This window comes from Streptomyces sp. TSRI0107, assembly GCF_001905845.1.
GTDB lineage: Bacteria > Actinomycetota > Actinomycetes > Streptomycetales > Streptomycetaceae > Streptomyces.
On sequence record NZ_LIVZ01000015.1, the window covers coordinates 11,646 to 34,816 of the forward strand.

Consider the following 23,171-nt stretch of genomic DNA (forward strand, 5'->3'; position numbering starts at 1 on the left):
TCACCTGTGCTCTGGCGGGTTGATCCGCGACGCGTCGATCGCGGAGGCGCTGGTACCCCACTTGTCGAGGATCCGGGCGTAGGTGCCGTTCTCGATCAGCTCGTTGACCGCGGCCTGGAAGGCCTTGGTGAGCGGGGAGCCCTTCTGGAAGGCGAAACCGACATCGAGCCGGTGGTACTCGCCGAGGAAGGCGGTCCGGGACGCGGGCTGGGACGCCTGGTAGCGCAGTCCGTTGATGGTCGACATGATCACGTCGATCCGGCCCTGCTGGAGCGCGGTGAGGCTCGCCGCGTTCTCCGAGTACACCTTCACGTCGTACGGCTTCTTGCCCGCCTCGGCGCACACGCCCTTCTCCGCTTCGAGGGTCGCCTCGAAGGTGGTGCCGGCGTTGGTGCCGACGGTCAGGCCGCACAGCTGGGTGAGGTCGGTGACCTTTCCTTCGAGCGCGGGGCTGTCCTTCCGCACGGCGAAGCCCTGGCCGTCGTTGATGTAGGTGACGAAGTCGACGCGCTTCAGGCGTTCGGTGGTGACGCCGAAGTTGCCGGTGCCGACGTCGAACTTGCCGCTGCCGAGGGCGGGCAGGATCGACTCGAACGAGGCCTCCTGGCGCTCCAGCTTCACCCCGAGGACCTTGGCGACCGCGTCGGCGAGGTCGATGTCCTGGCCGGCGGGTGCCTTGTCGGAGCCGTTCGGGTAGTAGGCGCCGGGCGGGAAACCGATGGAGCTGCCGACCCGCAGGGTGCCCGACTTCCGTACGTCGGCGGGCAGCAGGGCGGCGATGGAGTCCACCTTGCGCACGGCGGCGACCGGGTCGTCGGTCGGCGCGGGGGACGGCTGCGCGCCCACCGCGGTGGTGCCGGTGGTGCCGCCGGAGCCGCAGGCGGTCAGCGCGAGGACCGGCAGGAGCGCGAGGCCGAGTGCGGACACGGTGCGTCGGAGGTTCACGGGGTGGCTGCCTTTCCGGTGGCGGCTGTGGTGCGGGCGGTGTGCGGCAGGTGCTTCTCGAAGGGCAGCGGGCCGATGGTCTCCGGATCGGCGTGCGTGTCGAAGAGCGGTGTGTAGCCGGTCGCCAGGTACAGGCCGCGCGCCTCGGGCTGGCGCGGGCCGGTGGTCAGGTAGACGCGTCGGTAGCCGCGGGCGAGCGCCTCGCGTTCCAGTTCGGCGACGACCCGCCGGGCGAGGCCGCGCCGCCGGTGGGCGGAGTGCGTCCAGATCCTCCCCCGGACTTCGTCCGGGGGGACCCCCATCCGTTCGGCCGTGCCGGTGTCGTACCGGCGGAACGCGCCGCCCGCGACGGGTTCGCCGCCTTCGAGGAGCAGCAGGAGGACACCGCCGTACCGGGCCGTGAACTCCTCGTCCGGGTAGCGGGCGAGTTCGGCGTGGGCGTCCTTGCCGTAGCGGGTGGAGTACTCGTCGCGGAGTTCGCGCAGCAGCGGCCGGACTCTGGGGTCGGAGACCGGGACCTGAACGACGGTCAGGTCGGGGGCGGACGTCATTCCCCCACCGCCGCCAGGGTCTGGGTGCCGCGGGCGGCGCGTTCGGCGTCGCGCTTGGCGACCTCCTCGCGGACGATCGGGATCACGTACCGGCCGAAGTCGATGGCGTCGCCCAGCAGGTCGTAGCCGCGGGCGGAGAGGATGTCGACGCCGAGGTCGTAGTAGTCGAGGAGGGCCTGAGCGACCGTCTCCGGGGTGCCGACCAGGGCGTTGGAGTTGCCCGCGCCGCCCGTGGCGGCGGCCGTCGGGGTCCACAGGGCGCGGTCGTAGCGCTCCCCCGCCTCCGCGATGGCGATCAGCCGCTGCGAGCCGGTGTTCTGCGGGGCACCGCTGCGGTGGTGGCGGACGAGTCCGGCCTCGCGGCGCTCGCGGATGGCCCCGACCGTGCGGTGGGCCTTCTCCCAGGCGAGTTCCTCGGTGGGGGCGATGATCGGCCGGAACGCCACCTGGACGCGGGGCACGTCGGTGCGGCCGGCCGCCCGCGCCGCGGCCTTCACGGCCTCGATCTGCTCGGCCGTCCTCTCCAGGGGTTCGCCCCACAGGCAGTAGATGTCGGCCTCGGCGCCGCCCGCGGCGTACGCGGCGGGTGAGGAGCCGCCGAACGAGACGCCGGGGCGGGGCTGTTGCACCGGGAAGACGTCGCTGACGAAGTCGTGGAAGCGGTAGTGCTCGCCCTCGTGGTCGAAGGGCTCGTGGGTCGTCCAGATCTTCTTGACGATCCGGATGTACTCGCGGGTGCGCTCGTAGCGCTCGTCCTTGGTGAGGGTGTCGCCCTCGCGGCCCTGCTCGTGGTCGTTCCCGCCGGTGATGAAGTGCACCGTCAGCCGGCCCTCGCTGATCTGGTCGAGGGTGGCGAAGGTCTTCGCGGCGAACGTCGGGTACGAGACGTTGGGGCGGTGGGCGAGCAGGATCTGCAGCCGCTCCAGCCTGCTCGCGACGTAGGCGGCGGCCGGCGCGGGGTCCGGGGATCCCGAGCCGTAGGCGAACAGCACCCGGTCCCAGCCGTGGTCCTCGTGCGCCCGGGCGAGCCGGAGCGTGTACTCCTTGTCGAAGGCGGCACCGGAGCGCGGGGTGGTTTCGGAGCCGTCGTTGGTGGCGGCGATGCCAAGGAACTCCACGGGCATGGGAGAGGGCCTTTCCTCGGGTTCGCTGAGGCGGCGCCGTGCCGTGCGGGGCGTGCGGGCACGGCACCGCGGCCTCAGTGCGGAACCGGGTGGTGAACGTGGTGAACGGGTGCGGCGACGCCGGGGCGTGGGCCGGCGGCGCGGCGGGAGAGCGGCAACACGGGTGCCGGGAACGGGGAGTCCGGCCCGCTTACGGGATGGGCCGGGAAAGAGAGGGGGCCGGTCGGCCGGCCCGCTGCCGCGTCAGGCGCAACACGCCGCGGACCACACCCGACCGAAGTCGATGTGGCCACGGGTGACCAGGCGCTGCTCGGCATTCATGCGATTAATTGAGCAGTACATCGCACGTCTCGTCAACTGCGGCCCGTATGCCGGACGACCCCTCCGAGCCACCTTCCCCAGATTTCCTATCGATTTACTAGGAAAGTATTGACGGTGCCTCAGAACGCTGCGCAGGATGAGGCACATGCCCACTGCCCCTGCGCCGTCCCAGCCCGCCGCGGAGCCCGAGCGAACCGGGCCCGGCCGTGCGCACTGGCTGCGCGTGACCCGTGAGACGGCGGACGACCTGGCCACCGACGCGGTGGTCCGGGAACAGGCCGGCAAGGCCCCGTTCGACGAGGTGTCCCGGCTGCGCGAGGCGGGGCTGCTGACCCTGCTGATACCGGCGGCGCTCGGCGGAGGCGGCGCGGACTGGCCCACGGCCTGCGCCGTCGTGCGGGAGATCGCCGCGGCCGACGGCGCCATCGGCCAACTGCTGGGCTCCCACTACTTCCTGTCGTGGAGCGCCCGGTTCCTCGGCGACCCCGTGTGCACCGACCGGCTCGCCCGGCGGTCCGCGGCGGAGCAGTGGTGCTGGGGCGGCGGCCTGGCCCGCCAGGAGCCGCAGTTGGCCCTGGCCCCCACCGCCGGCGGCCATGTGCTGGACGGCCGCCAGAGCTATGTCACCGGAGTGCTGGTGGCCGACCGCGTCGTCGTACGGGCCGTGCGCACGGACACGGCCGAACCGGTCGCCGTCCTCGTCGACCCGGCCGCCCCCGGCGTGCGGATAGACAACGATGCCGACCCCTTCGGCCAGCGGCTCGCGGCCGGCGGCAGCATGGAGTTCGACGCCGTGCCGGTCGCCGCCGAGGACGTCCTCGGCTCGCTGTCCGCGGAGGAGGAGGCGCTGTCGCCGCGCGCCGCCCTGGTGTCGCCGGTCGGGCGGCTGCTCTCCGCGCAGCTCCAGCTCGGCATGGCCGAGGGCGTGCTCTCCGAAGCCCGGGAGTACGGCAGAGCGGGTCACGCGCCCTGGCACCCCGCCTGGCCGGTCGGCTCCCCGCACGACCCGCATGTGCTGACCGCCTTCGGCGAGCTCACCGTCCTCACCCGCGCCGCCTCCGCCCTCACCGATCAAGCCCTGGCCGCGGTCTGCGACGGACTGGCCCGCGGCGACGACCTCACCTTCGAGGAGCACGCGGAGACCGCCGTCCTGGTGGCCATGGCCGAGGCCGCGGCCACCCGGGCCGCGCAGGAGTCGACCAGCCGGGCCCTGGACATCGTCGGCGCCCGCTCGACCTCCGCCCGGCTGGGCTTCGACCGCTTCTGGCGCAACGCCCGCACCCACACCCTCTATGAGCCCACGGCCCATCGCCTCCGCGATGTCGGGGACTACTTCCTGAACGGCGCACACCCGCCGTTCGCCCTGCCGATCTGACACCGGCCGGCGCTGGGGGCGGGGCGGGCCACTGGTGCCCGTGCCCCCTACGGAGAGCGGCCGGGACCTGCGGGATAATGGCCGTATGCGGATCTCAGCCAGGGCGGATTACGCGGTACGAGCCGCGCTGCAACTCGCCGCGTCCCGGGACGACGGGCCACTGAAGGCCGAGGCGATCGCGGCCGCCCAGGACATTCCGCACAAGTTCCTCGAAAGCATCCTGAACGACATGCGGCGCGGCGGCCTCGTGCTGAGCCAGCGCGGCGGCAACGGCGGCTACCGGCTGGCCAAGCCCGCCGACTCCATCAGCATCGCCGACGTGATCCGCACCGTGGACGGACCGCTGGTCTCGGTGCGCGGCGTCCGCCCGCCGGAGCTGTCCTACACCGGCCCCGCCGAATCGCTTCTGCCCCTGTGGATCGCACTGCGATCAAATGTGCGAGAGATCCTGGAGGGCGTATCGCTCGCCGACGTCGCGTCGGCCCAGCTACCTGCGGATGTGTCCGCGCTGACCCATGCGCCGGACGCCTGGGTGAACCCCTGATTCCGCCTGCATCCCAAGTTATGGGATGACAATGTCCATCATATGAACACCCCCTTGGGGTGCGGGCACCCTTCTGCCACGATCCCTAGCAACCAGGTAGGAAAACTAGGAATCCAGGGGGGTCGTCATGCGTGCGCTCACGCTCAGCCCCGCCACTCCTCTCCTGCCTCGTCTGACCTCGCGTCGCCACATCGATCTCGGCCGCATCTCCAGCGCGATCTGTCGGCTCGTCTGAGCCCTTCCGCAGCTCCACGGCGCCCCACGCAAAGCCCTGTCGCGCCCCCCACGGGCATGCCGCCCCGCTTTTTCCGCGCTTCCCTGATCACCCTTCCCTGAGAGGACACCTCCGTGTCTGCCGCAAGACCGCTCAACGCTCTCCGCGCCCTCGCCGCCATAGCGACGCTCCCCCTCCTGCTGACCGCCTGCGGCTACGGCGCCGAGTCCAAGGACGACAACCCGCAGGCCGAGGTCGCGGCGGGCGCCGAGAAGCTCTCCGCGGACCGGGTGCGCATCGGCTACTTCCCCAACCTCACCCACGGCACCGCGCTCGTCGGCCGTGAGAAGGGCATCTTCCAGAAGGAGTTGGGCGGCACCAAGGCCGAGTACGCCACCTTCAACGCCGGCCCGTCGGAGATCGAGGCGCTGAACTCCAAGTCGATCGACATCGGCTGGATCGGCCCCTCCCCCGCGATCAACGGCTACACCAAGTCCAACGGCCAGAACCTGCGCATCATCGGCGGTTCGGCGTCCGGCGGCGTGAAGCTCGTCGTCAACCCGGACAAGATCAAGTCCCTGAAGGACGTCAAGGGCAAGAAGATCGCCACCCCGCAGCTCGGCAACACCCAGGACGTGGCGTTCCTCAACTGGATCGCCGAGCAGGGCTGGAAGGTCGACGCGGAAAGCGGCAAGGGCGACGTGTCCGTCGTCCGCACCGACAACAAGGTCACCCCGGACGCCTACAAGTCCGGTTCCATCGACGGCGCGTGGGTGCCGGAGCCGACCGCGTCGAAGCTGGTCGCCGAGGGCGCGAAGGTGCTGCTCGACGAGGCCGACCTGTGGCCCGACAAGCAGTTCGTGATCACGAACATCATCGTGTCCCAGGACTTCCTGAAGAAGCACCCGGACGTCGTCGAGGCGGTGCTGCGCGGTGCCGTGAAGAGCAACAAGTGGATCAACGCCAACCCCGACGAGGCGAAAGCCGCCGCCAACGACGCGCTCGAGCGTGACTCCGGCAAGGCGCTGCCCGCCGAGGTCATCGACCCGGCCTGGAAGTCGATCACGTTCCTCGACGACCCGCTGGCCGCGACCCTCGACACCGAGGCCGCGCACGCCGTGAAGGCCGGCCTGCTGGAGGAGCCGGACCTGAAGGGCATCTACGACCTCACGCTCCTCAACAAGGTCCTCGCGGCCGAGGGCGCCGAGAAGGTCGACGACGCCGGTCTCGGCGCCAGCTGACGCACACCCGACGAGTTCCCAGGAGGTGACGACCATGGCCACCGCATCGGCCCCGGTCAAGGAGCACGCCCCGGCGATACCGCACGCCGCCCGGATCGACCACGTCTCGAAGTCGTTCCCGGGCACCGCCGGGCGGCAGCTCGTGCTGGACGACATCACCCTCGATGTCGCACCCGGCGAGTTCGTCACCCTCCTGGGCGCCTCGGGCTGCGGCAAGTCCACCCTGCTCAACCTGGTCGCCGGACTGGACGAGCCGTCCGCCGGGTCCATCGCGACCGACGGCCGCCCGGCTCTGATGTTCCAGGACCACGCCCTCTTCCCCTGGCTGACCGCCGGTCAGAACGTCGAACTCGCCCTGAAACTGCGCGGGGTCGCCAAGGCCGAGCGCCGGCCGGAGGCGGAACGGCTGCTGGAGCTCGTACGCCTGCGCGACGCGCACGGCAAGCGGGTGCACGAACTGTCCGGCGGTATGCGCCAGCGCGTGGCACTGGCCCGCGCTCTCGCGCAGGACAGCCGGCTGCTGCTGATGGACGAGCCGTTCGCCGCCCTGGACGCCATCACCCGGGACGTGCTGCACGACGAGCTGACCCGGATCTGGCGCGAGACCGGCCTGTCGGTGCTGTTCGTGACGCACAACGTGCGTGAGGCGGTACGGCTCGCGCAGCGCGTGGTGCTGCTGTCCTCCCGCCCGGGCCGGATCGCCCGCCAGTGGACCGTGGACATCCCGCAGCCGCGCCGCCTCGAGGACAGCGAGGTCGCCGAGCTGTCCCGGGAGATCACCGAAGAACTGCGTGGGGAGATCCGCCGCCATGGCCAGCACTGACACACCCGCCAAGGACGACCTCGCCGGCCTGGAGGCCGGGCTGGACGCCCTGGACTCGGTCCAGGTCGGCCGTACGCCGCTGCGGACCACCCTGACCCGCAAGGTGCTGCCGCCCGTCACCGCCGTCGCGCTGGTGCTGGCGGTCTGGCAGCTGCTGGTGTGGGCCGGGGCCGCCCCCGCCTACAAGCTGCCCTCACCCGGCGCCGTCTGGGCCGAGGTGGAGACCGCCTGGCTCCAGGGCACCCTCCTCGACTACATCTGGACGTCCGTCTCACGCGGCCTGCTCGGCTTCCTGCTGGCGCTGGCCATCGGCACGCCGCTCGGTCTGCTGGTCGCCCGGGTCGGTTTCGTCCGGGCGGCCATCGGGCCGATCCTGTCCGGCCTGCAGTCGCTGCCGTCGGTGGCCTGGGTGCCGCCGGCCGTGATCTGGCTCGGCCTGAACGACTCGATGATGTACGCCGTGATCCTGCTCGGCGCGGTCCCGTCCATCGCCAACGGCCTGGTGGCGGGCATCGACCAGATCCCGCCGCTGTTCCTGCGCGCCGGCCGGACGCTGGGCGCGACCGGGCTGCGCGAGGCCTGGCACATCGTGCTGCCGGGTGCCCTGCCCGGCTATCTGGCGGGGCTGAAGCAGGGCTGGGCGTTCTCCTGGCGGTCCCTGATGGCGGCGGAGATCATCGCCTCCTCCCCTGACCTCGGCGTCGGGCTCGGCCAGCTGCTGGAGAACGGCCGGAACAACGCCAGCATGTCGCAGGTGTTCCTGGCGATCTTCCTGATCCTGCTCGTGGGCATCGCGATCGACCTGCTGATCTTCAGCCCGCTGGAGCGGCGGGTGCTGCGCGGCCGCGGCCTGCTCGCGAAGGGCTGAGCGCGGCGGCGCGACGGCGGACGCGTCACCTCTGCGGCCTACCCCGGTTGGTCGCGGGGCGGCCGTCGCCCGGAAGGTGGAGAGGCGGGGCAGCGCGAGCGGGCCCCGCGATCCGTCCGAAAGGTGCCGGGCATGCGCCGCTACCCTCCCATCGCCGAGCACGGTTTGATCGGTGACCTCCAGACCTGTGCCCTGGTGTCCTCGGAGGGCGTCCTGAACTGGCTCTGCTGGCCGCGGTTCGACTCGCCGAGCGTCTTCGCCGCGCTGCTGGACCACGACCGCGGCGGGCATTTCACGATCACGGCCGCCGCGCCCGGCGTCACCGTCCGCCAGCTCTACCTCGCCGACACGGCCGTCCTGATCACCCGGTTCCTCACCCCGGACGGCGTGGGCGAGCTGGCCGACTTCATGCCGGTCGACCGGCCGGAGGAGGCGAGCCGGCGGCACCGGGTGATCCGCGTGATGCGGGCCGTCCGGGGCACGGTGCGGTTCGCCCTGGAGTGCCGTCCGCGCTTCGGCTACGGGCGCGAGCGGCACGAGCTGGAGGCGGACACCGCCGAGGCCCGCTTCCGCGGCCGGTCGGTGACGGCGTATCTGCAGACTCTCGGTGCGGTGCCGCTGCGGCGGGACGGCGACGGGGTCCGCGCCACCGCGACCCTGTCCGCCGGGCAGGTGGCCGCCGCCGTCCTCACCCTGGACGACTCCCGCAGCCCGGCACCGGAGCGGGTCACCGGGGACGGGCTGCGGGCGGAGTTCGCGGCGGTGCGGGAGTTCTGGCACGGCTGGATCGGCCGCAGCCGCTACCGGGGCCGCTGGCAGCAGCAGGTGAACCGGTCCGCGATCACCCTGAAACTCCTCACCTACGCGCCCACCGGCGCCCCCGTCGCCGCCGCCACCACGGGCCTGCCCGAACAGGTCGGCGGCGAACGCAACTGGGACTACCGCCACACCTGGGTGCGGGACGCCTCGCTGTCCGTGCGGGCCCTGCTCGACCTGGGCTTCGGCGACGAGGCCCACGCCTTCCGGCACTGGCTGGGCGACCGGCTGCGGCTGGGCGACACGGTCAGCGGCGAACCCCTGCAGATCATGTACCGCGTCGACGGCGATCCCCGGCTGCCGGAGCAGCGACTGGACCATTTCGAGGGCTGGCGCGGCTCGGCACCGGTACGGATCGGGAACGCGGCGGCCGGGCAGCTCCAGATGGACATCTACGGGGAGGCCGTGTTCGCGCTCAGCCAGGGCCCCGACCTCGGCAGCGCGGGCGGCTACGAGGCGTGGCAGCGGTTCGCCGCGCTGATCGACTGGCTGTGCGACCACTGGGACCGCCCCGACGAGGGGATCTGGGAGACGCGCGGCGGGCAGCGCGACTTCACCTACAGCCGGGTGATGTGCTGGGTCGCCTTCGACCGCGCCATCCGGCACGCCACGGCCTTCGCCCGCCCCGCCGACGTGCCCCGCTGGACCGCCGCCCGCGACGCGGTCTTCCGGCAGGTGATGGAGCGCGGCTGGAGCCCGGAGCGGCAGGCGTTCGTCCAGCACTACGACAGCCAGGTGCTGGACGCGTCGCTGCTGCTGATGCCGCTCGTCGGCTTCATCGCCCCGAAGGACCCGCGCTGGCTGTCCACCCTGGACGCCATGGACGCCGAACTGGTCGCCGACAGCCTCGTCCACCGCTACGACCCCGCCGCCTCCCCCGACGGACTGCGCGGCGCGGAGGGCACCTTCTCGCTGTGCAGCTTCCTGTACGTCGACGCCCTCGCCCGCGCGGGGCGGCTGGAGCAGGCCCGGTACGCCTTCGACAAGATGCTCACCTACGCCAACCATGTCGGTCTGTTCGCCGAGGAGATCGGCCCGACGGGCGAACAGCTCGGCAACTTCCCGCAGGCGTTCACGCACCTGGCGCTGATCATCGCGGCCATGGCGCTGGACGCGGAGCTGGACGCCGCCGACCCCGCGGCCGGAGCGGGATTCGGCCATGCCCGGCCATGACTCCGGGGAGCTGCCCGCCGCCGTGCTGGAGGCCCTGTTCACCCAGGCGCCGGTGGGGCTGTACGTGTTCGACGAGCAGTTGCGGGTGGTGCGGTACAACAGCGCCGGGCCCTGGGTGCGCGGGCTGCCGGAGGAGTCCGTGCTGGGCAAGCGGCTCGACGAGGTCGCGGAGGGCTTCGACGATCCGGAGTTCCCCGAGCTGGCCCGCCGGGTGCTGGCGGGCGAGTCGCGGGTCCAGGACCGGCTGCTGCGCGGACGGCCGCCGACGGCCCCGGACCAGGAGGTGGTGGTCTCGGTATCGGTGTTCCGGGTGCGGCCCGGCGGCGGACCCGTGCTGGGCGTCGCCGTCGCCCAGGACGTGACCGCCCGGCAGCGGGTCGCGGACCGGCTGGAGATCCTGCACGACGCGCACCGGGCGATCGGCACCAGCCTGGACATGCGGGCGACGGCGGAGGCGCTCGCCGAGGTGGTGGTGGGCCGGTTCGCCGACGCGGTCTCGGTGGACGTGCTGGACGAGGCGGTACGCGGGGCGCGGCCGCCGGCGGGTCCGGTCGACGCGGACGTGCCGTTGCGGCGGCTGGTGTTCCGCTCGGTGGACGACGGCCCGGCCCGGCTGCGGTCGGGCGCGCTGTCCACCTTCCCCTTCCCGACGCCGTTCACCCAGAGCCTGCGGGACGCGGCGCCCCGCCTGGTCGCGCGCCTGACGCCGGACGAGCCCTGGCTCGCGGCCGACCCGGAACGGGCCCGGCGGCTGACCGAGGCGGGCGTCCACTCGTTCCTGGTGACCCCGCTGGTGGTGCGCGGCACCGTCCTCGGCATCACCGCCCACTACCGGCACCGCGATCCCCGCCCGTACGACGAGGAGGACCTGGCGCTGGCCGAACAGCTCGCCCGGCGTACCGCGCTGAGCATCGACAACGCCCGCAGCTACGCCTACGAACGCGGCATCGCGAGCACCCTGCAACGCCAGCTGCTGCCCCGTACGCCGCCCCCGTTGACGGCCGTGGAGACCGCGCCGCTGCATCTGCCGGGCACGACCGGTGCGGGCGGCGACTGGTACGACGTCATCCCGCTGTCCGGCGCCCGGGTCGCCCTGACGGTCGGTGACGTCACCGGCAGCGGCATCGAGGCCGCGGCCGCCATGGGCCGGCTGCGGACCGCGCTGCTGGCCCTGGCGACACGGGACCTGGCACCGGAGGAGGTGCTGGCCTGCCTCGACGACATCACCACCGAACTGGCGCCCGAGCACGGCGAGCCGGTCACCGCCTCCTGCCTGTACGCCGTGTTCGACCCGATCACCCGTGCCTGCACCGCGGCCAGCGCCGGACACGCGGCCCCGGTGGCCGTCGGACCGGAGGGCGACCCGATCCGGTTCGCCGTACCGGCCGGCCCGCTGCTCGGCACCCGCCGGGGTGGCTACGAACCGGCCGGCGTGACCCTCCCGGACGGCGCCACGCTGGCCTTCTACACCAACGGCCTCGTGCCCTCGACGCCCGGCCCGGACACCGAGGCGGCCAGGGCCACCCTGCACCGCGTCCTGGCCCAGTCCGGCCGCACCCCGCGCCAGCTCGCCGACGACGTGGTGTACGCCCTGATGCGGGAGCCCGTCGAGGACGACGCGGTGGTGCTGATCGCCCGCACCCGGGGGCTGGACGAGGACCATGTCGCCGAGTGGACCCTGCCCGCCGACCCGGCCGTCGTCGGCACCGCGCGGCGCCTCGCCGCACACCAGTTGACGGCGTGGGGGCTGGACGACCTGGCCTTCACCACGGAACTGATCGTCACCGAGCTGCTCACCAACGCGCTCCGCTACGGCACCCCGCCGATCCGGCTGCGGATGATCCGCGACCGCACCCTGGTCTGCGAGGTCTCCGACGGCAGCAGCACCGCCCCCTACCTGCGGCACGCCCGCGTCACCGACGAGGGCGGCCGGGGTCTCGGGCTCGTCGCGCAGCTCACGGGCCGCTGGGGCACCCGCTTCGGTCACCGCGGCAAGACGATCTGGTGCGAGCAGCCGCTGGAGGACGGCGACGAGCCGGGGACGGCCCGGGCGGACTGACGCCGGGCGGCGGCGTCAGGGTGCGGGCACCGCGTCGCGCACGGCACGGTGGACGGCCCTGGCGAGCCGGGCACCCCACACGGAACGGGGGCCGGCGAAGGCGTGCGCCTCGGTGCCGGGGCCGGGCACGGCGGCGGCGACGCACACCGCGTCGGTGGGGGTGCCCGAGCAGTCGAGACCGGCGTCCAGCAGTGCCTGCACCTTGGCCTCGGTGGCGGTCGCCACCGCGTTGACCAGGGCGCCGTCGGTCAGGGCCACGGGCACGGCGACGACGATGTTGATCGTGCCGGGCCCGGCCGGGGCGGCCGTCCCCTCCGCCGCGACGGCGGCCCACCCCCGCACGGACACGCCCGCGGTGACGACGGCCTCGACGCCGCCGTCGTACGCCTGCGCGTACGCCGAGACGTCGGCGGCGGTCATGAGGCCGACGCCCGGACCCCGCAGGCCCATGGCGTCCGCCAGCTCGGCCAGGTGCCGGTCGGGATCGCGCCGGCGGTAGCCGTGCGCCACCTGGGCGTTGAGCACCCAGCCGCGCTCGCCGATGCCGCCGCCGAGCACGGCGTTGCTGATCATCCGCCATCCCGGCCCCGGCGCCCACAGCAGCGCGGGCAGCCGCTCGCCGTCCTCCGTACGGGTCGGACACTGCACGGACAGCGGCCCGGACGCGGAACGGGGCCGGGGGACGAACGCGGTCACCGGAAGGGACTCCTCACATGGCGGGAACCGCATGATCCTACGCACCGGGGCCGGACGGGTGACCGCGCGAACCGGCCGGGCCCGGCCGCGTCGGCGACACGGGTGTCCTGCTGTGCCCCGCGCCACCCGGCCCGCTCCTCGCGGGTGGGTCAGGCCCTGGCGAGGAGGTCGGCCGCCCGTTCGGCGAGCATGGTCACGGGCGCGTGGGTGTGCGCCCGTACGATGCTCGGCATCGCCGAGGCGTCCACCACCCGCAGGCCGGTCAGGCCGCGCACGGCGAACTCCGGGTCCACCACCGAGTGCGGGTCCGCGCCCATGCGGCAGGTGCCGACCAGGTGATGGATGCTGCCGCCGGTGGCCCGGACGTAGGCGGCGATCTCGTTCTCGTCCTCGGAGAGCGCCCCGTCGGTGAGCGGCTTCCCGCGCCACCGCGCGAAGTCCGGCTCCCGCAGGACGCGCTGGGCGGCGCGGACGCCGGCCACGAGGGTCGCGAGGTCGTCCCCCTTCTCGTCCGACAGGTACCGAGGGTCGATGAGCGGCGCGTCGTGCGGATCCGCGCTGCGCAGGGCGACCGTGCCGCGGCTGTGCGGGCGCAGCAGGATCACCCCCAGCGCGAGGCCGTGTGCGGCCGGCCGCCGGTGCTCCCCGAGCGGCAGCACCAGGTGCACGACCTCGATGTCCGGGGCGGTCAGCTCGGGGCGGGTGCGCAGGAACAGCAGTGCCTCGGAGACGATCGAGCCCAGCGGGCCGCGCCGGTCGCGCAGATACCGTGCCGTGTCCTCGGGTGAGGCGTCCGCGCCGGGCGAGCGGAAGCCCCGTGCCTCGAAGGCGAGCGGCACGAGGAGGTGGTCCGTCAGGTCGCGGCCCACGGACGGCAGATCCCGGACGACGGGGACGCCGTGCCGGGACAGCTCGTCGGCGGGGCCCACTCCGGAGAGCAGCAGCAGGTGCGGGCTGCCCACGGCTCCCGCGCAGAGGACGACGTCGCGCCGGGCGCGGACGGTCTCTGTTCCCGACGCCCCCTCGACCTCGACGCCGATGGCGCGCGTGCCCTCGAAGACCACCCGTCGTACCAGGGTGTCCGCGGTGACGGTCAGGTTCGGACGGTGGCGTGCCGGGCCGAGGTAGGCGTCCGCCGAGCTGTGCCGCAGGCCGTCGCGGTGGGTGGCGCGGGCCGGTGCGTACCCCTCCTGCTCCTCGGCGGCCGGCAGGTGCCCCAGCCGGGCGCAGGCGTCGGCGAAGGCCGCGGTCGGCGGCAGCGGGTGGCGCAGTCCGGCCAGACCGATCCGCCGCTCGGCCCGCTCGAAGCAGGGCCGCAGCTCGTCGTGGCTCCAGCCGGTGAGGCCCGCGTCCGCCCAGCCGTCGTAGTCCGCCCGGTGTCCGCGCGTCCAGAGCTGGGCGTTGATCACCGAGGAGCCGCCGACCGCCTTGCCGCGCGGGATCGGGATCGTACGGCCGTCGAGGCTTTGCTGCGGCACGGTGGCGAAGTTCCAGTCCAGTTCACCGCCGAACAGCCGGGGGAACAGGACCGGCACCCGCACCTCCGGGTGGCGGTGCGGGTCGGCCGTTCCGGCTTCGATCAGAAGTACCCGGGCCGTGGCGTCCGCGCTGAGCCGGTCGGCGAGCACACAGCCGGCCGATCCGGCGCCGACGATCACGTAGTCCCATTCGTTCTCGGTCATGACACACCTCGGTGTGGGGTCTTGTTCGTTGTCGGGTGGGTCGCCAGGTCAGCGCCCGGCCGGGACGTCCGGGTGACCGGCGGGCGAGGTCGCCCGCGGGTTCGACGCCGGCTCGGACCGGCCGCGCAGGGCGTGCCGGAGCAGGGCGAGGCCGGACAGCAACGCGGCCAGGGCGCACACCCCGGTCCAGCCGAAGGCGGCGTAGGCGCGGACGCCGAGCCATGAGCCGGCGCTGCCGCCGAGGAACGCGCAGGTCATGTACGCCGTGTTGAGGCGGGCCCGGGCCTCGGGGCGCAGCGCGAAGATGCGGGCCTGGTTGGCGACCTGGCCGGACTGCGTGGCCACGTCGAGCAGCAGCATCCCGGCGCCCAGGCCGACGAGGCCGACGGGGCCGCCCAGGAGGCCGGTGAGCAGGAGCAGGGCGGCGGCGAGGGCGCCCAGCATGCACCACAGGCTGACCGCGTCGGGCCCGCGCCCGTCGGTGCGGCGCCCCGCGAACGGGGTGGCGAACATGCTGGCCGCGCCCACGAGCGCCAGAACGCCGACGGCCTCGGTGCCCAGGCCGTAGCGCGGGCCGGTGACGAGCAGCGCGAGCGCGGTCCAGGCGGCGCTGAACGCGGCGAACACCAGGACCTGGTACTGGCAGGAGCGGCGAAGCAGCGGTTCGGTGCGCAGGAGGTGCCAGGAGGCCGCGAGCAGCGCCGGGTAGCGCCGGTCGGTGCTCGGTGTGGTGGGCGGGAGCGCGACGGCCAGCGCCACGGTGAGGACGAGGACCAGCGCGGCCGCGACGAGGTAGGGGGCGCGCCAGTCGAACCACGCGCCCAGCGTGCCGGAGAAGGTCCGGGCCAGGAGGATGCCGCCGATCAGGCCGGCGAGCAGTGTGCCGGTCACCGCGCCGCGGCGCGCCGGGTCGGCCAGTCCGGCGGCCATGGGGATGAGGATCTGCGGCACCACCGTGGTGAGCCCGACGAGCACGCCGGCCACGGCGAGGACGGGCAGGGCGGTGGCGGTCCCGGCCAGCACGAGGCCCGCGCAGGTCAGGGCCAGCAGGGTGGTGACCAGCCCGCGGTGCCGGAGCCGGTCGCCCAGGGGGACGAGCAGGAAGATGCCCGCGGCGTAGCCGAGTTGGGCGCAGGTGACCACGAGTGCCGCGGAGGCGTCCGTGACGCCCAGGTCGTCGGCGATCAGCGGACTGATCGCCTGCGGGAAGTAGATGTTGGCCACGGCGATGCCGCAGGCGACGGAGAGCAGCAGGGTCAGGGGGCGGCTCAGGACCGGAGTGACAGGTGACATGACTCGTACCTCGCCCGAGAGAGAAGGAGCTGGGGTGGGGGTGGGAAGGAGAGACGTGGGCACGGCGGCGGTCGCCGGTGCGGGCACGTCCCGCCGACGGCTGCCCGGTCCTGCCGGCTGCCCGCCGCGTGAGCGCGAACGGGCAGCCGGTCAGGTCGGAGTGGCTCTCACGCCGCGCGGTGGGCGGGCCGGCCCGGGTGCGCGTCCACCGGACGGCACCAGGAGCGGTCGTAGTGGAGCAGCGGGGTCTGGGGACCGGTGTGGGTGGCCTCGACCCGGCCGACCAGGATGCTGTGGTCGCCCCCGTCGAGGACGTCGTGGAGCCGGCAGGCCACCCGGACCGCCGCGTCGGCGAGACCCGGCAGGCCCAGTTCGCAGCGCTCCATGTCGCCGGCCGCGAAGCGGTCGGTGCCCCGCGCGGCGAACCGGGCCGCCACGTCGGCCTGATCGGCGGCCAGCACGTTGACGAGGAAGCAGCGCGCCGTGGTGAAGGCGCGGTGCACGCTCGCCGTCCGGCCGACACACACCAGGACCAGGGGCGGCTCCAGTGACAGCGACGAGAACGAACTCGCCGTGAAGCCCCACGGGCGCCCCTCCCGGTCGACGGTCGTGGTGACCGTCACCGGGGCGGGGACCCGTGCCATGGCGCGGGTGAACGCCGTGCGCTCGACGGCGCCGCTCACCGCCGTACCTCCTCTTCCAGGACGCCCGCCCCGGCACGGCCGGTGCCCGCCTGGAGCGGGATCCGCGCGGTCCGCGGCCGGAAGTCGACGATCGTCTTCAGGTCCGTGGTGGTCCGGTAGTCGGCCAGGATGTTCACGAGCCGGTCGTAGTCGTCGAAGGGGCAGACCGTGGACAGCAGCCCCTTGGCGTTCACGATCCCCGTGGACAGCATGTGCGCCGCGGCGACGATGACGTTGGCCGTCCGGTGCATGGGGAAGCTGGTGACGTCGAAGGGGGCCGAGCTGATGTCGATGCCCTTCGCCAGCATCAGCCAGGTGTCGAACTGCTGCATCTCCTGCGACGCCCCGTACAGGATGTACCGCCCGCGCGGCTTGAGCTTCAGCATCGCCAGCCGGCGCGGGTCCTGCTCCCGGTCCGCCGCCTTGACCGTGGGCAGCGCGTCGAAGACGTAGTCGAAGGTGTTGTCGGCGACGTCCCGCTTCAACTCGTCCGGCAGGTAGGCCCGCTCGGAGAAGTGTTCCTCGGCGTGCGTGTTGCGGCGCGGGTTGGCGTCCACCGAGACCACGCTGTGCGGGGCGAACAGACGCTTGATGACGCTGCCGACGATGATGCCGATGGGCCCGGTGCCGAGGACGAGGACACGGTCCCCGATCCTCGGCGGGTGGGTCAGCACCGAGCGGAGGGCGCCCGTGGTGGGCTCGATGAACGACGCCTCCAGGTCGCCGAGGGTGTCCGGGACCTTCACGGCGGCGGCTCGGTGGTCGTCGAAGAAGTCCCGGTCGGCCCAGAAGATGTCCTGCTTGTCCTCGCCGGAGAACACCGGCCGCAGGGACCGGTACTCGGCGAACCCGCCGAAGTCGGTCTGGCCCCAGTAGACGATCCGGTCGCCCACCGAGATGTCCACCGGGCCGCTGAACCGCGGCCCGATGTCGACGACTTCTCCGAGGTACTCGTGGCCGAGGACGACCGGATACTCCGAGGGGTACAGGTGTCCCTCGTAGAACGAGATGTCCGTGGAGCAGATGGACACGCACCGTGTCTTCATCAGCAGGCCGTCGGAGGGCGTCCGGGGCACGGGGACCTCGGCGAGGACGGTCTTGCGGGGAGCGAGGAGCTGGAGTGCCTTCATGGTCGGCATGGTGTTTCTCCTTCGGGTGTGAGGGGTTGCCGGTCAGCGGTGCAGGGCGAGGCCGTCGTCGAGCAGTCGGCGGCCGACGGTCTCGAAGTGCGCCGGGGACAAGGTGATGTGCTTGACCGCCGTGTGGATGTCGCGGAAGCAGCGTTCGAGGCGGCCGCTGGTGTACACGGCCCGTGACCCGGCCAGGTCGTAGAGGACGTCCACCGCTGCGGTGGTGTCCTCGGCGACGGTCGCCGCGGTCAGCCGGACCAGCGCGCTCAGCGGCTCTCCGCCGTCCTCGCCGTGGCTCGACACGCGCCGGGCCGCGTCGGCGAGCAGCAGGCCTGCGCGGCGCACCCGCATCTGGGCGCGGGCGAAGCCCGCCTGCGCGGTGGCGCCGGTGCCCGCGTCCGCGGTCAGCCGGCGGAACGTCTCCACCGCGTCCTGCGCGATGCCGAGGACCGTGGAGGCGGACGTGAACGGGCCGAAGTCGTGGTAGCCGATGGCGTACGCCCGTGAGTCACGGCGTGGCGGCGGGCGCAGCATCGCGTCGCCGTCGACGGTGAACTCTTCTGGTACGAAGGCGTCGTCGACCTCGAAGTGGCGGCTGCCGGTGCCGCGCAGCCCCACCGAGTGCCAGGTGTCCCGCAGCCGGGCCGCCGACCCGGGCACGAACAGCATGCGCGGCGCGGGCTCCGGTGTGCCGGCGTCCGTCACGCGGGCCGCGCAGACCAGCCAGTCGGCGTGCGCCGAGCCGCTGGCGAACGGCCAGCTGCCGGTGAGCCGGTAGCCGCCGGGGACCCGGCGGGCCCGGCCGGCGGGGCGGACGCTGCCGACGACCAGGCCGGAGGACTCGGCGAAGACGGTGCCGGCCGCCGATTCGGGAAGGTAGTCGGACAGGCGTCCGATGGCGCCCTGTACGCCCATCTGCCAGGCGACCGAGGCGTCCAGTCGCGCCAGGTACCGCAGGACGGCGGAGCCGGTGGCCAGGCTGACGTGCCCGCCGCCGAAGCGCCGGCCCACCCACATGCGGTGGAGGCCGGCCTCGCGGAGCGCCGCGACGACGGGCTCCGGGGTGACGCGGTCCCGTTCGGCCTGCTCCCGGTGGGCTGTCACCACGGGCGCGAGGTCGTCGACACGAGCCAGCCACTCCACCCCGTCGGCGGGAACCGGTGTCGTCGCGAGCAGCGACGGGCGGTGCTGGGTGTGAACTGCGTGAGCCGTCACGGTGATACCTCCTGTGCACGACGGCGTGCCGGACCGGATCGCCGTCGTGTCCCGAGGACGGCGATCCGGCGTGTCACCACCGTCGTGCGCCCGCCGTCCCGGGCACCTGAGCCGGTCCGCCCCTCCCCGTCCCCGTCGCGGGCGGGACGGCGGCGGGAGCGGAGGGGGTGCGCTGGCCCAGGCGCGACCGGGACACGGATGGGCTGCGCGGCCCATGCGGCCGGGCGCGCGGGCGCACGAGACTGGCCCGCGGGGTTGCCCGTCAGGAGGTCGCGGTGAAGGTTGTCAGAGCGCGAAGGGTCCGTCGGCCCCGCCGGCGCCGGGTGCGGTCAGCCGTGAGCGCGCGGCGGCGGGACGTCCACGCCGAGCCCCGCGTTACGGGCCCGGACGATGGCCTGGGCCCGGTCGTTCACCTGCAGCTTGGCGAAGATGTTGGTGACGTGGTTGCGGACCGTCTTGTCGGTGATGGTCAGCTTCCGGGCGATCTGCCGATAGTTGAGCCCGGCGGCCAGCAGGCCGAGGATCTCCAGTTCCCGCGGGGTCAGTTCCGGGAAGGCGGAGCGTCCCGGCGCGGCGGCCAGGGAGTCGAAGAAGGTGCGCAACCGCAGGGCGACCCGAGGGCTGAAGACGGCGCCGCCGCGCGCGACGGTGCGCATCGCCGTCAGGATCTCCTCCCGGTCCGCTCCCTTGACCAGATAGCCGTGCGCGCCCGCCCGCATCGCGGCGAGGACGTTCTCGTCGTCGTCGGACATGCTCAGCACCAGCACCTTGACGTCCGGGCGGTCGGCCAGCATGCGCCGTGTGACGTCGATGCCGGAGCCGTCCGGCAGCCCCAGGTCGAGGACGACCACTTGCGGGGCGGTACGGCGGCACACGGCGACGGCCTCCTCCGCGCTCGTCGCCACGCCCACGACGCGGAAGCCGTCCTGGGGCAGGAAGACACCGCGCAACCCGTCGAGGAACATCGGGTGATCGTCGACCAGCAGCACGGTGACCGTGTCCACGTCGGTCCTGGGGGCACTCTCCTCAGCCACGACGATTACTATAGGTGATCGCATGACTTCACGAAGTGCGTGGACGATCCCCGGCGTCACCCAACGCAGCGCGTCGGAACGGCAATTGGCGGCCGCGACACTGTGCGCGGCGGCAGTTGTCGTCCTCATCGGGCTGTGGGTCTGCTACCTGCTGGTACGCCTCGGCGATCCCGGGGTGGCGCCGGCCGCGCTGGGGTTGACGATCGTGCCGCACAGTCTGGCGGCCGTCACCGGTGGGGTCCTGCTGCACGCGCACCGTCCGGGCAGCTCGGCGGGATGGGCGCTGATCGTCTTCGGCGCCTCCAAGATCATCCCGTTCGCCGCCGACGCCGTCGTCTGGCTGGAACAGCCGGGCCCCGCGGTACGGGCCGCGGTGCTCGTCCTGGACACGCTGGCCAACCTGGTCCACACCACGCTCTGGTACACGCTGCCGCTGTGGTTCCCGCAGGGCCGGCTGACCAGCCGGTGGTGGTGGCTCCACGTGGCCGCCGTCGCCCTCTGGATGGTGCCGCCCTCGTTCGTCTTCGGGGCGGCGCCCGCGCCGTTCGAGATGCCCAACCCGCTGACCGACGGCTGGTGGGGGCGGACCGCGGACCTGCTGCGCGGCTTCGTGGGGAGCACCAAGGAGGTAACGTACTACTCGCTCACCGGCCTGGGACTCGCCGTGCTGCTGGCCCGGCTCCGGCAGGGCGAGACCCGGCAGCGGCGCCGGATCCTGCTGCTGGTGTCCGGCTACGTCCTGATGGCGTGCTGGCAGTCGGCTTTCCGCTACCTGAACAACGACTGGCTCGCGTTCTGCCTGTACCTGGCCGGCTCGCTGCTGTGGACGGCGACCTTCGCCCACTACGTGGTGCGGACCGGTTCCTGGCGCATCAGCCGTTCGGCACGCCGGATGCTCGCCGGACTCATGGTGGCGGCGCTGCTCACCGCCGCCTACGTGGGCGCCGCCGCCGTGCTGGTGACCGGTCCGGCCTTCGGCGAGACCGGCAACGCCCTGGTGCTGGTGGCCGTGGCCTTCCTGCTCGGGGTCGGACTGCGGCGCACCATGGCGCGGGCGACCGGGCTGGTGGACCACCTCTTCTACGGCGACCGGGCGCACCCGTACCAGGTGCTGGACACGCTGGCCACGCGGATCAGCCGTACGGTCAGCCCCGAGGAGATCCCGGACACCCTGTGTGCCACCGTCGTGGAGAGCCTGCGGCTGCCCGGCGCGGTCCTGGCCGTCCACACGCAGGCGGGTCCGCGTCTGCTGGCCGCCGCGGGACGGGTGGGGCCCGAGCCGCAGCACTTCGACCTGCTGCACCAGGGTGCCACCATCGGGCGTCTCTCGGTCGGTCCGCGCGACGGCGAGCGGGAGCTCGACGGCTTCGACACCGGCATCCTGGCGTCCCTGGCCAACCAGGCCGCCCCGGCCCTGGCCTCGCTGCGGCTCCAGGAGGAACTTCGCAGCAGCCGGGAACAGATCGTCACGGCGCGGGAGGAGGAGCGGCGTCATCTGCGCCGGGACATCCACGACGGGCTCGGACCGACGCTCGCCGGGCTTCGGCTGCGGGTCGAGAACGCGACGCTGAGCCTGTCCGCCGACGATCCGGTCCGCGAGGCGTTGCGCGGCGTCAGCGACGGCCTCGGCGCGGCGGTCACGGAGGTGCGGCGGATCACCGAGCACCTGGGTCCCGCGCCGCTGGTCGAGCTGGGTCTCACCGGCGCTCTGCGGCAGTTGGTCTGTGCCTTCGACGGCGCCCGGACCCGGATCGACGCGGACCTCAGTCCGTCGTTCCTGCCGTCGCTGTCGGCGGCCGTGGAGGTGGCGGCCTACCGGATCGCCGCGGAGGCGCTGACCAACGTGGTGCGCCACGCCCGCGCCGCGCACGCACGGTTGCGGGTCCGGGTCGACGCGGACCGGCTCACGCTGACCGTCCTGGACGACGGGATCGGCATCGGCCCCGAGCCGCGGCACCGGGGTGTCGGTCTGCGGTCCATGGCGGAGCGGGCCGCCGAGATCGGCGGGCACTGCTCGATCGACCGGCTGTCGCCGGGCACCCGGGTGTGCGCCGTGCTGCCCCGGTCGATCGGGGCGGTCCTGCACGCACCGCGTGAGGCGCCGGCGCCGGGTGCCTCACCGGACGGACTCGGGGGCCGCAGCGGTGGGCACCGTGCGCATGGCGCGCAGCGGTGACAGGAGGTTGGGCAGGACGCTCAGCGTCATGCCGGCCGTGCCGACGCACAGGGTGGCGGTCGCCCCGAACGCGGAGCCCGAGACTCCGCCCAGGAGCCCGCCCAGCGGAATGCCGCCCCAGGACACGAATCGAGCCGTCGCGCTCATCCGGCCGAGCAGCCGGTCCGGTGTGAGGGCCTGCTGGAAGCTCGACTGCGCCACGACACGCACGACTCCGCCCAGTGAGAGAGCCGCGAGCCCGACGGCGGCCGCGTACATGCTCCACCCCGGCCGGGCGAACGGCATGAGGCCGGTCAGCGGACAGGTGAGCAGGGACGCGAGCCAGATGATCCGGCCCTGGCCGACCCGTTTCGAGAGCGCGGTCGCCGACAGCGCGCCCAGCACGGCACCGCAGCCCATCCCCGAGAGGACGAGGCCGATGCCGGAGGCCTGGAGGTGCAACTCCCTTTCCAGGAAGACCAGCAGCATGGACTGGTACACGGCGAGGAAGAGGTTGAACACCGCGTCCGCCAGCATGATCGCGCGGAGCGCGCGGTGCCGGAGGACGAACGTCAGGCCCTCCTTGATGTCGCGGCCCAGCCGGGGGCGTCGGCTCGGCGCAGGTTTCGGTTCGCGTTTGCGGATGGTGCCGGCGAGCAGCCCGGACAGGGCCATCCCGGCCGAACTGACGACGAGTGCCGCGGGGGCGCCCACCGCGCCGACTAGCGGCCCCGCCACCGTCGGCCCGCTGACGCTGGTCACCGAGCGTATGGCCGACAGCTTCGCGTTGCCCTCGACGAGGTTGCCGCGTCCCACGAGGTGCGGGAGACAGCTGGCGTAGGCGACGTCGAAGAAGACCGTCAGCACCCCGTGGACCAAGGCGACCGCGTAGAGCCACCGGATGGTGAGCAGGTCCGCCCACCACGCCACCGGTATCGTCGCGAGGACCAGCGCGCGCACGAGGTCGGTGCTGATCATCACCGGGCGTTTGCGCATACGGTCCACCCACGCGCCCGCCGGCAGGCCGACGAGGAGCGAGCCCGCCGTGGTCGTCGCGGCGAGGAGTCCGACCTGGAACTCGTCGGCGTCCAGCTCCGTGATGGCGACCAGGGGCAGGGTCAGGAAGACGACACGGTCGCCGAGTTGGCCGAGTGCCGTGGCGGCGGACAGGCGGCCGAAGTCCCGGTCGCGTAAGAGTCCGAGCCGAGAGGGTTCTGACATGCGGGTTC

Annotated in this window: 20 protein-coding genes; 9 read left to right on the forward strand and 11 right to left on the reverse strand. The window is 73.3% G+C overall.

From position 1 onward, the window contains the following. From AMK31_RS33620 to AMK31_RS33630, 3 genes are read right to left on the reverse strand one after another with little or no spacing between them, the layout of a single operon-like run. The gene (locus AMK31_RS33620) at positions 1-945 is read right to left on the reverse strand and encodes an ABC transporter substrate-binding protein (protein ID WP_073944528.1); all 945 of its coding nucleotides are present in this window, start codon (positions 943-945) and stop codon (positions 1-3) included. Further along, a complete protein-coding gene (locus tag AMK31_RS33625; RefSeq protein ID WP_073944529.1) occupies positions 942-1,496 on the reverse strand; it encodes a GNAT family N-acetyltransferase in 555 nt (184 codons plus the stop codon). Before AMK31_RS33625 ends, AMK31_RS33620 begins: the two co-directional genes overlap by 4 nt. Then, complete coding sequence (locus AMK31_RS33630) at positions 1,493-2,620, reverse strand: LLM class flavin-dependent oxidoreductase (protein ID WP_073944530.1); 1,128 nt, start codon at positions 2,618-2,620, stop codon at positions 1,493-1,495. The genes AMK31_RS33625 and AMK31_RS33630 overlap by 4 nt, the downstream gene beginning before the upstream one ends. A 466-nt stretch (positions 2,621-3,086) precedes the next feature. Between AMK31_RS33630 and AMK31_RS33635 the strand changes: the two genes are divergently transcribed. The 8 genes from AMK31_RS33635 (at position 3,087) to AMK31_RS33665 (ending at position 12,054) form a co-directional block, all read left to right on the forward strand. Continuing rightward, entirely contained in the window at positions 3,087-4,316 is a 1,230-nt protein-coding gene (locus AMK31_RS33635; RefSeq protein ID WP_073944531.1) for an acyl-CoA dehydrogenase family protein, read from the forward strand. A gap of 85 nt (positions 4,317-4,401) precedes the next feature. Next, positions 4,402-4,860, forward strand: a complete 459-nt coding sequence (locus AMK31_RS33640; protein WP_073944532.1) for an RrF2 family transcriptional regulator — start codon at positions 4,402-4,404, stop codon at positions 4,858-4,860. Between the two features lie 127 nt (positions 4,861-4,987). After that, complete coding sequence (locus AMK31_RS42480; RefSeq protein ID WP_365512758.1) at positions 4,988-5,095, forward strand: putative leader peptide; 108 nt, start codon at positions 4,988-4,990, stop codon at positions 5,093-5,095. Between the two features lie 113 nt (positions 5,096-5,208). After that, positions 5,209-6,315 (forward strand): aliphatic sulfonate ABC transporter substrate-binding protein, encoded by a 1,107-nt coding sequence (locus AMK31_RS33645; protein WP_073944533.1) that lies wholly within the window; start codon positions 5,209-5,211, stop codon positions 6,313-6,315. Positions 6,316-6,349: 34 nt separating this feature from the next. Next, entirely contained in the window at positions 6,350-7,138 is a 789-nt protein-coding gene (locus tag AMK31_RS33650; protein ID WP_073944534.1) for an ABC transporter ATP-binding protein, read from the forward strand. Next, positions 7,125-8,006 (forward strand): ABC transporter permease, encoded by an 882-nt coding sequence (locus tag AMK31_RS33655; protein ID WP_073944535.1) that lies wholly within the window; start codon positions 7,125-7,127, stop codon positions 8,004-8,006. The genes AMK31_RS33650 and AMK31_RS33655 overlap by 14 nt, the downstream gene beginning before the upstream one ends. Before the next feature lie 132 nt (positions 8,007-8,138). Continuing rightward, entirely contained in the window at positions 8,139-9,995 is a 1,857-nt protein-coding gene (locus AMK31_RS33660; protein WP_073944536.1) for a glycoside hydrolase family 15 protein, read from the forward strand. Further along, positions 9,982-12,054, forward strand: a complete 2,073-nt coding sequence (locus AMK31_RS33665; RefSeq protein WP_073944537.1) for a SpoIIE family protein phosphatase — start codon at positions 9,982-9,984, stop codon at positions 12,052-12,054. The genes AMK31_RS33660 and AMK31_RS33665 overlap by 14 nt, the downstream gene beginning before the upstream one ends. A 15-nt stretch (positions 12,055-12,069) precedes the next feature. Here the strand turns inward: AMK31_RS33665 and AMK31_RS33670 are convergent, their stop codons facing one another. The 7 genes from AMK31_RS33670 to AMK31_RS33700 all read right to left on the reverse strand — a co-directional run bounded on the left by AMK31_RS33670 (position 12,070) and on the right by AMK31_RS33700 (position 19,787). Beyond that, on the reverse strand, positions 12,070-12,750 hold the full coding sequence (locus AMK31_RS33670; protein WP_073944538.1) for an adenosylcobinamide amidohydrolase: 681 nt from the start codon (positions 12,748-12,750) through the stop codon (positions 12,070-12,072). A gap of 149 nt (positions 12,751-12,899) precedes the next feature. Beyond that, positions 12,900-14,432 (reverse strand): GMC family oxidoreductase, encoded by a 1,533-nt coding sequence (locus AMK31_RS33675; protein ID WP_073944539.1) that lies wholly within the window; start codon positions 14,430-14,432, stop codon positions 12,900-12,902. Positions 14,433-14,480: 48 nt separating this feature from the next. Beyond that, positions 14,481-15,725, reverse strand: coding sequence for an MFS transporter (locus tag AMK31_RS33680; protein WP_073944540.1), 1,245 nt, complete (start codon positions 15,723-15,725; stop codon positions 14,481-14,483). Positions 15,726-15,892: 167 nt separating this feature from the next. Continuing rightward, positions 15,893-16,408 (reverse strand): flavin reductase family protein, encoded by a 516-nt coding sequence (locus tag AMK31_RS33685; RefSeq protein WP_241842810.1) that lies wholly within the window; start codon positions 16,406-16,408, stop codon positions 15,893-15,895. Next, the gene (locus tag AMK31_RS33690; protein ID WP_079187050.1) at positions 16,405-17,547 is read right to left on the reverse strand and encodes a zinc-dependent alcohol dehydrogenase; all 1,143 of its coding nucleotides are present in this window, start codon (positions 17,545-17,547) and stop codon (positions 16,405-16,407) included. Before AMK31_RS33690 ends, AMK31_RS33685 begins: the two co-directional genes overlap by 4 nt. Positions 17,548-17,580: 33 nt before the next feature. Beyond that, the gene (locus AMK31_RS33695; protein WP_241842811.1) at positions 17,581-18,753 is read right to left on the reverse strand and encodes an acyl-CoA dehydrogenase family protein; all 1,173 of its coding nucleotides are present in this window, start codon (positions 18,751-18,753) and stop codon (positions 17,581-17,583) included. Between the two features lie 329 nt (positions 18,754-19,082). After that, complete coding sequence (locus AMK31_RS33700) at positions 19,083-19,787, reverse strand: response regulator (RefSeq protein ID WP_241842812.1); 705 nt, start codon at positions 19,785-19,787, stop codon at positions 19,083-19,085. A 22-nt stretch (positions 19,788-19,809) separates the two neighbouring features. Between AMK31_RS33700 and AMK31_RS33705 the strand changes: the two genes are divergently transcribed. Next, the gene (locus tag AMK31_RS33705; protein WP_143204285.1) at positions 19,810-21,963 is read left to right on the forward strand and encodes a sensor histidine kinase; all 2,154 of its coding nucleotides are present in this window, start codon (positions 19,810-19,812) and stop codon (positions 21,961-21,963) included. Here AMK31_RS33705 and AMK31_RS33710 read toward each other — a convergent pair. Then, entirely contained in the window at positions 21,904-23,163 is a 1,260-nt protein-coding gene (locus tag AMK31_RS33710) for an MFS transporter (protein WP_073944543.1), read from the reverse strand. The genes AMK31_RS33705 and AMK31_RS33710 overlap by 60 nt on opposite strands. Positions 23,164-23,171 lie beyond the last annotated feature (8 nt).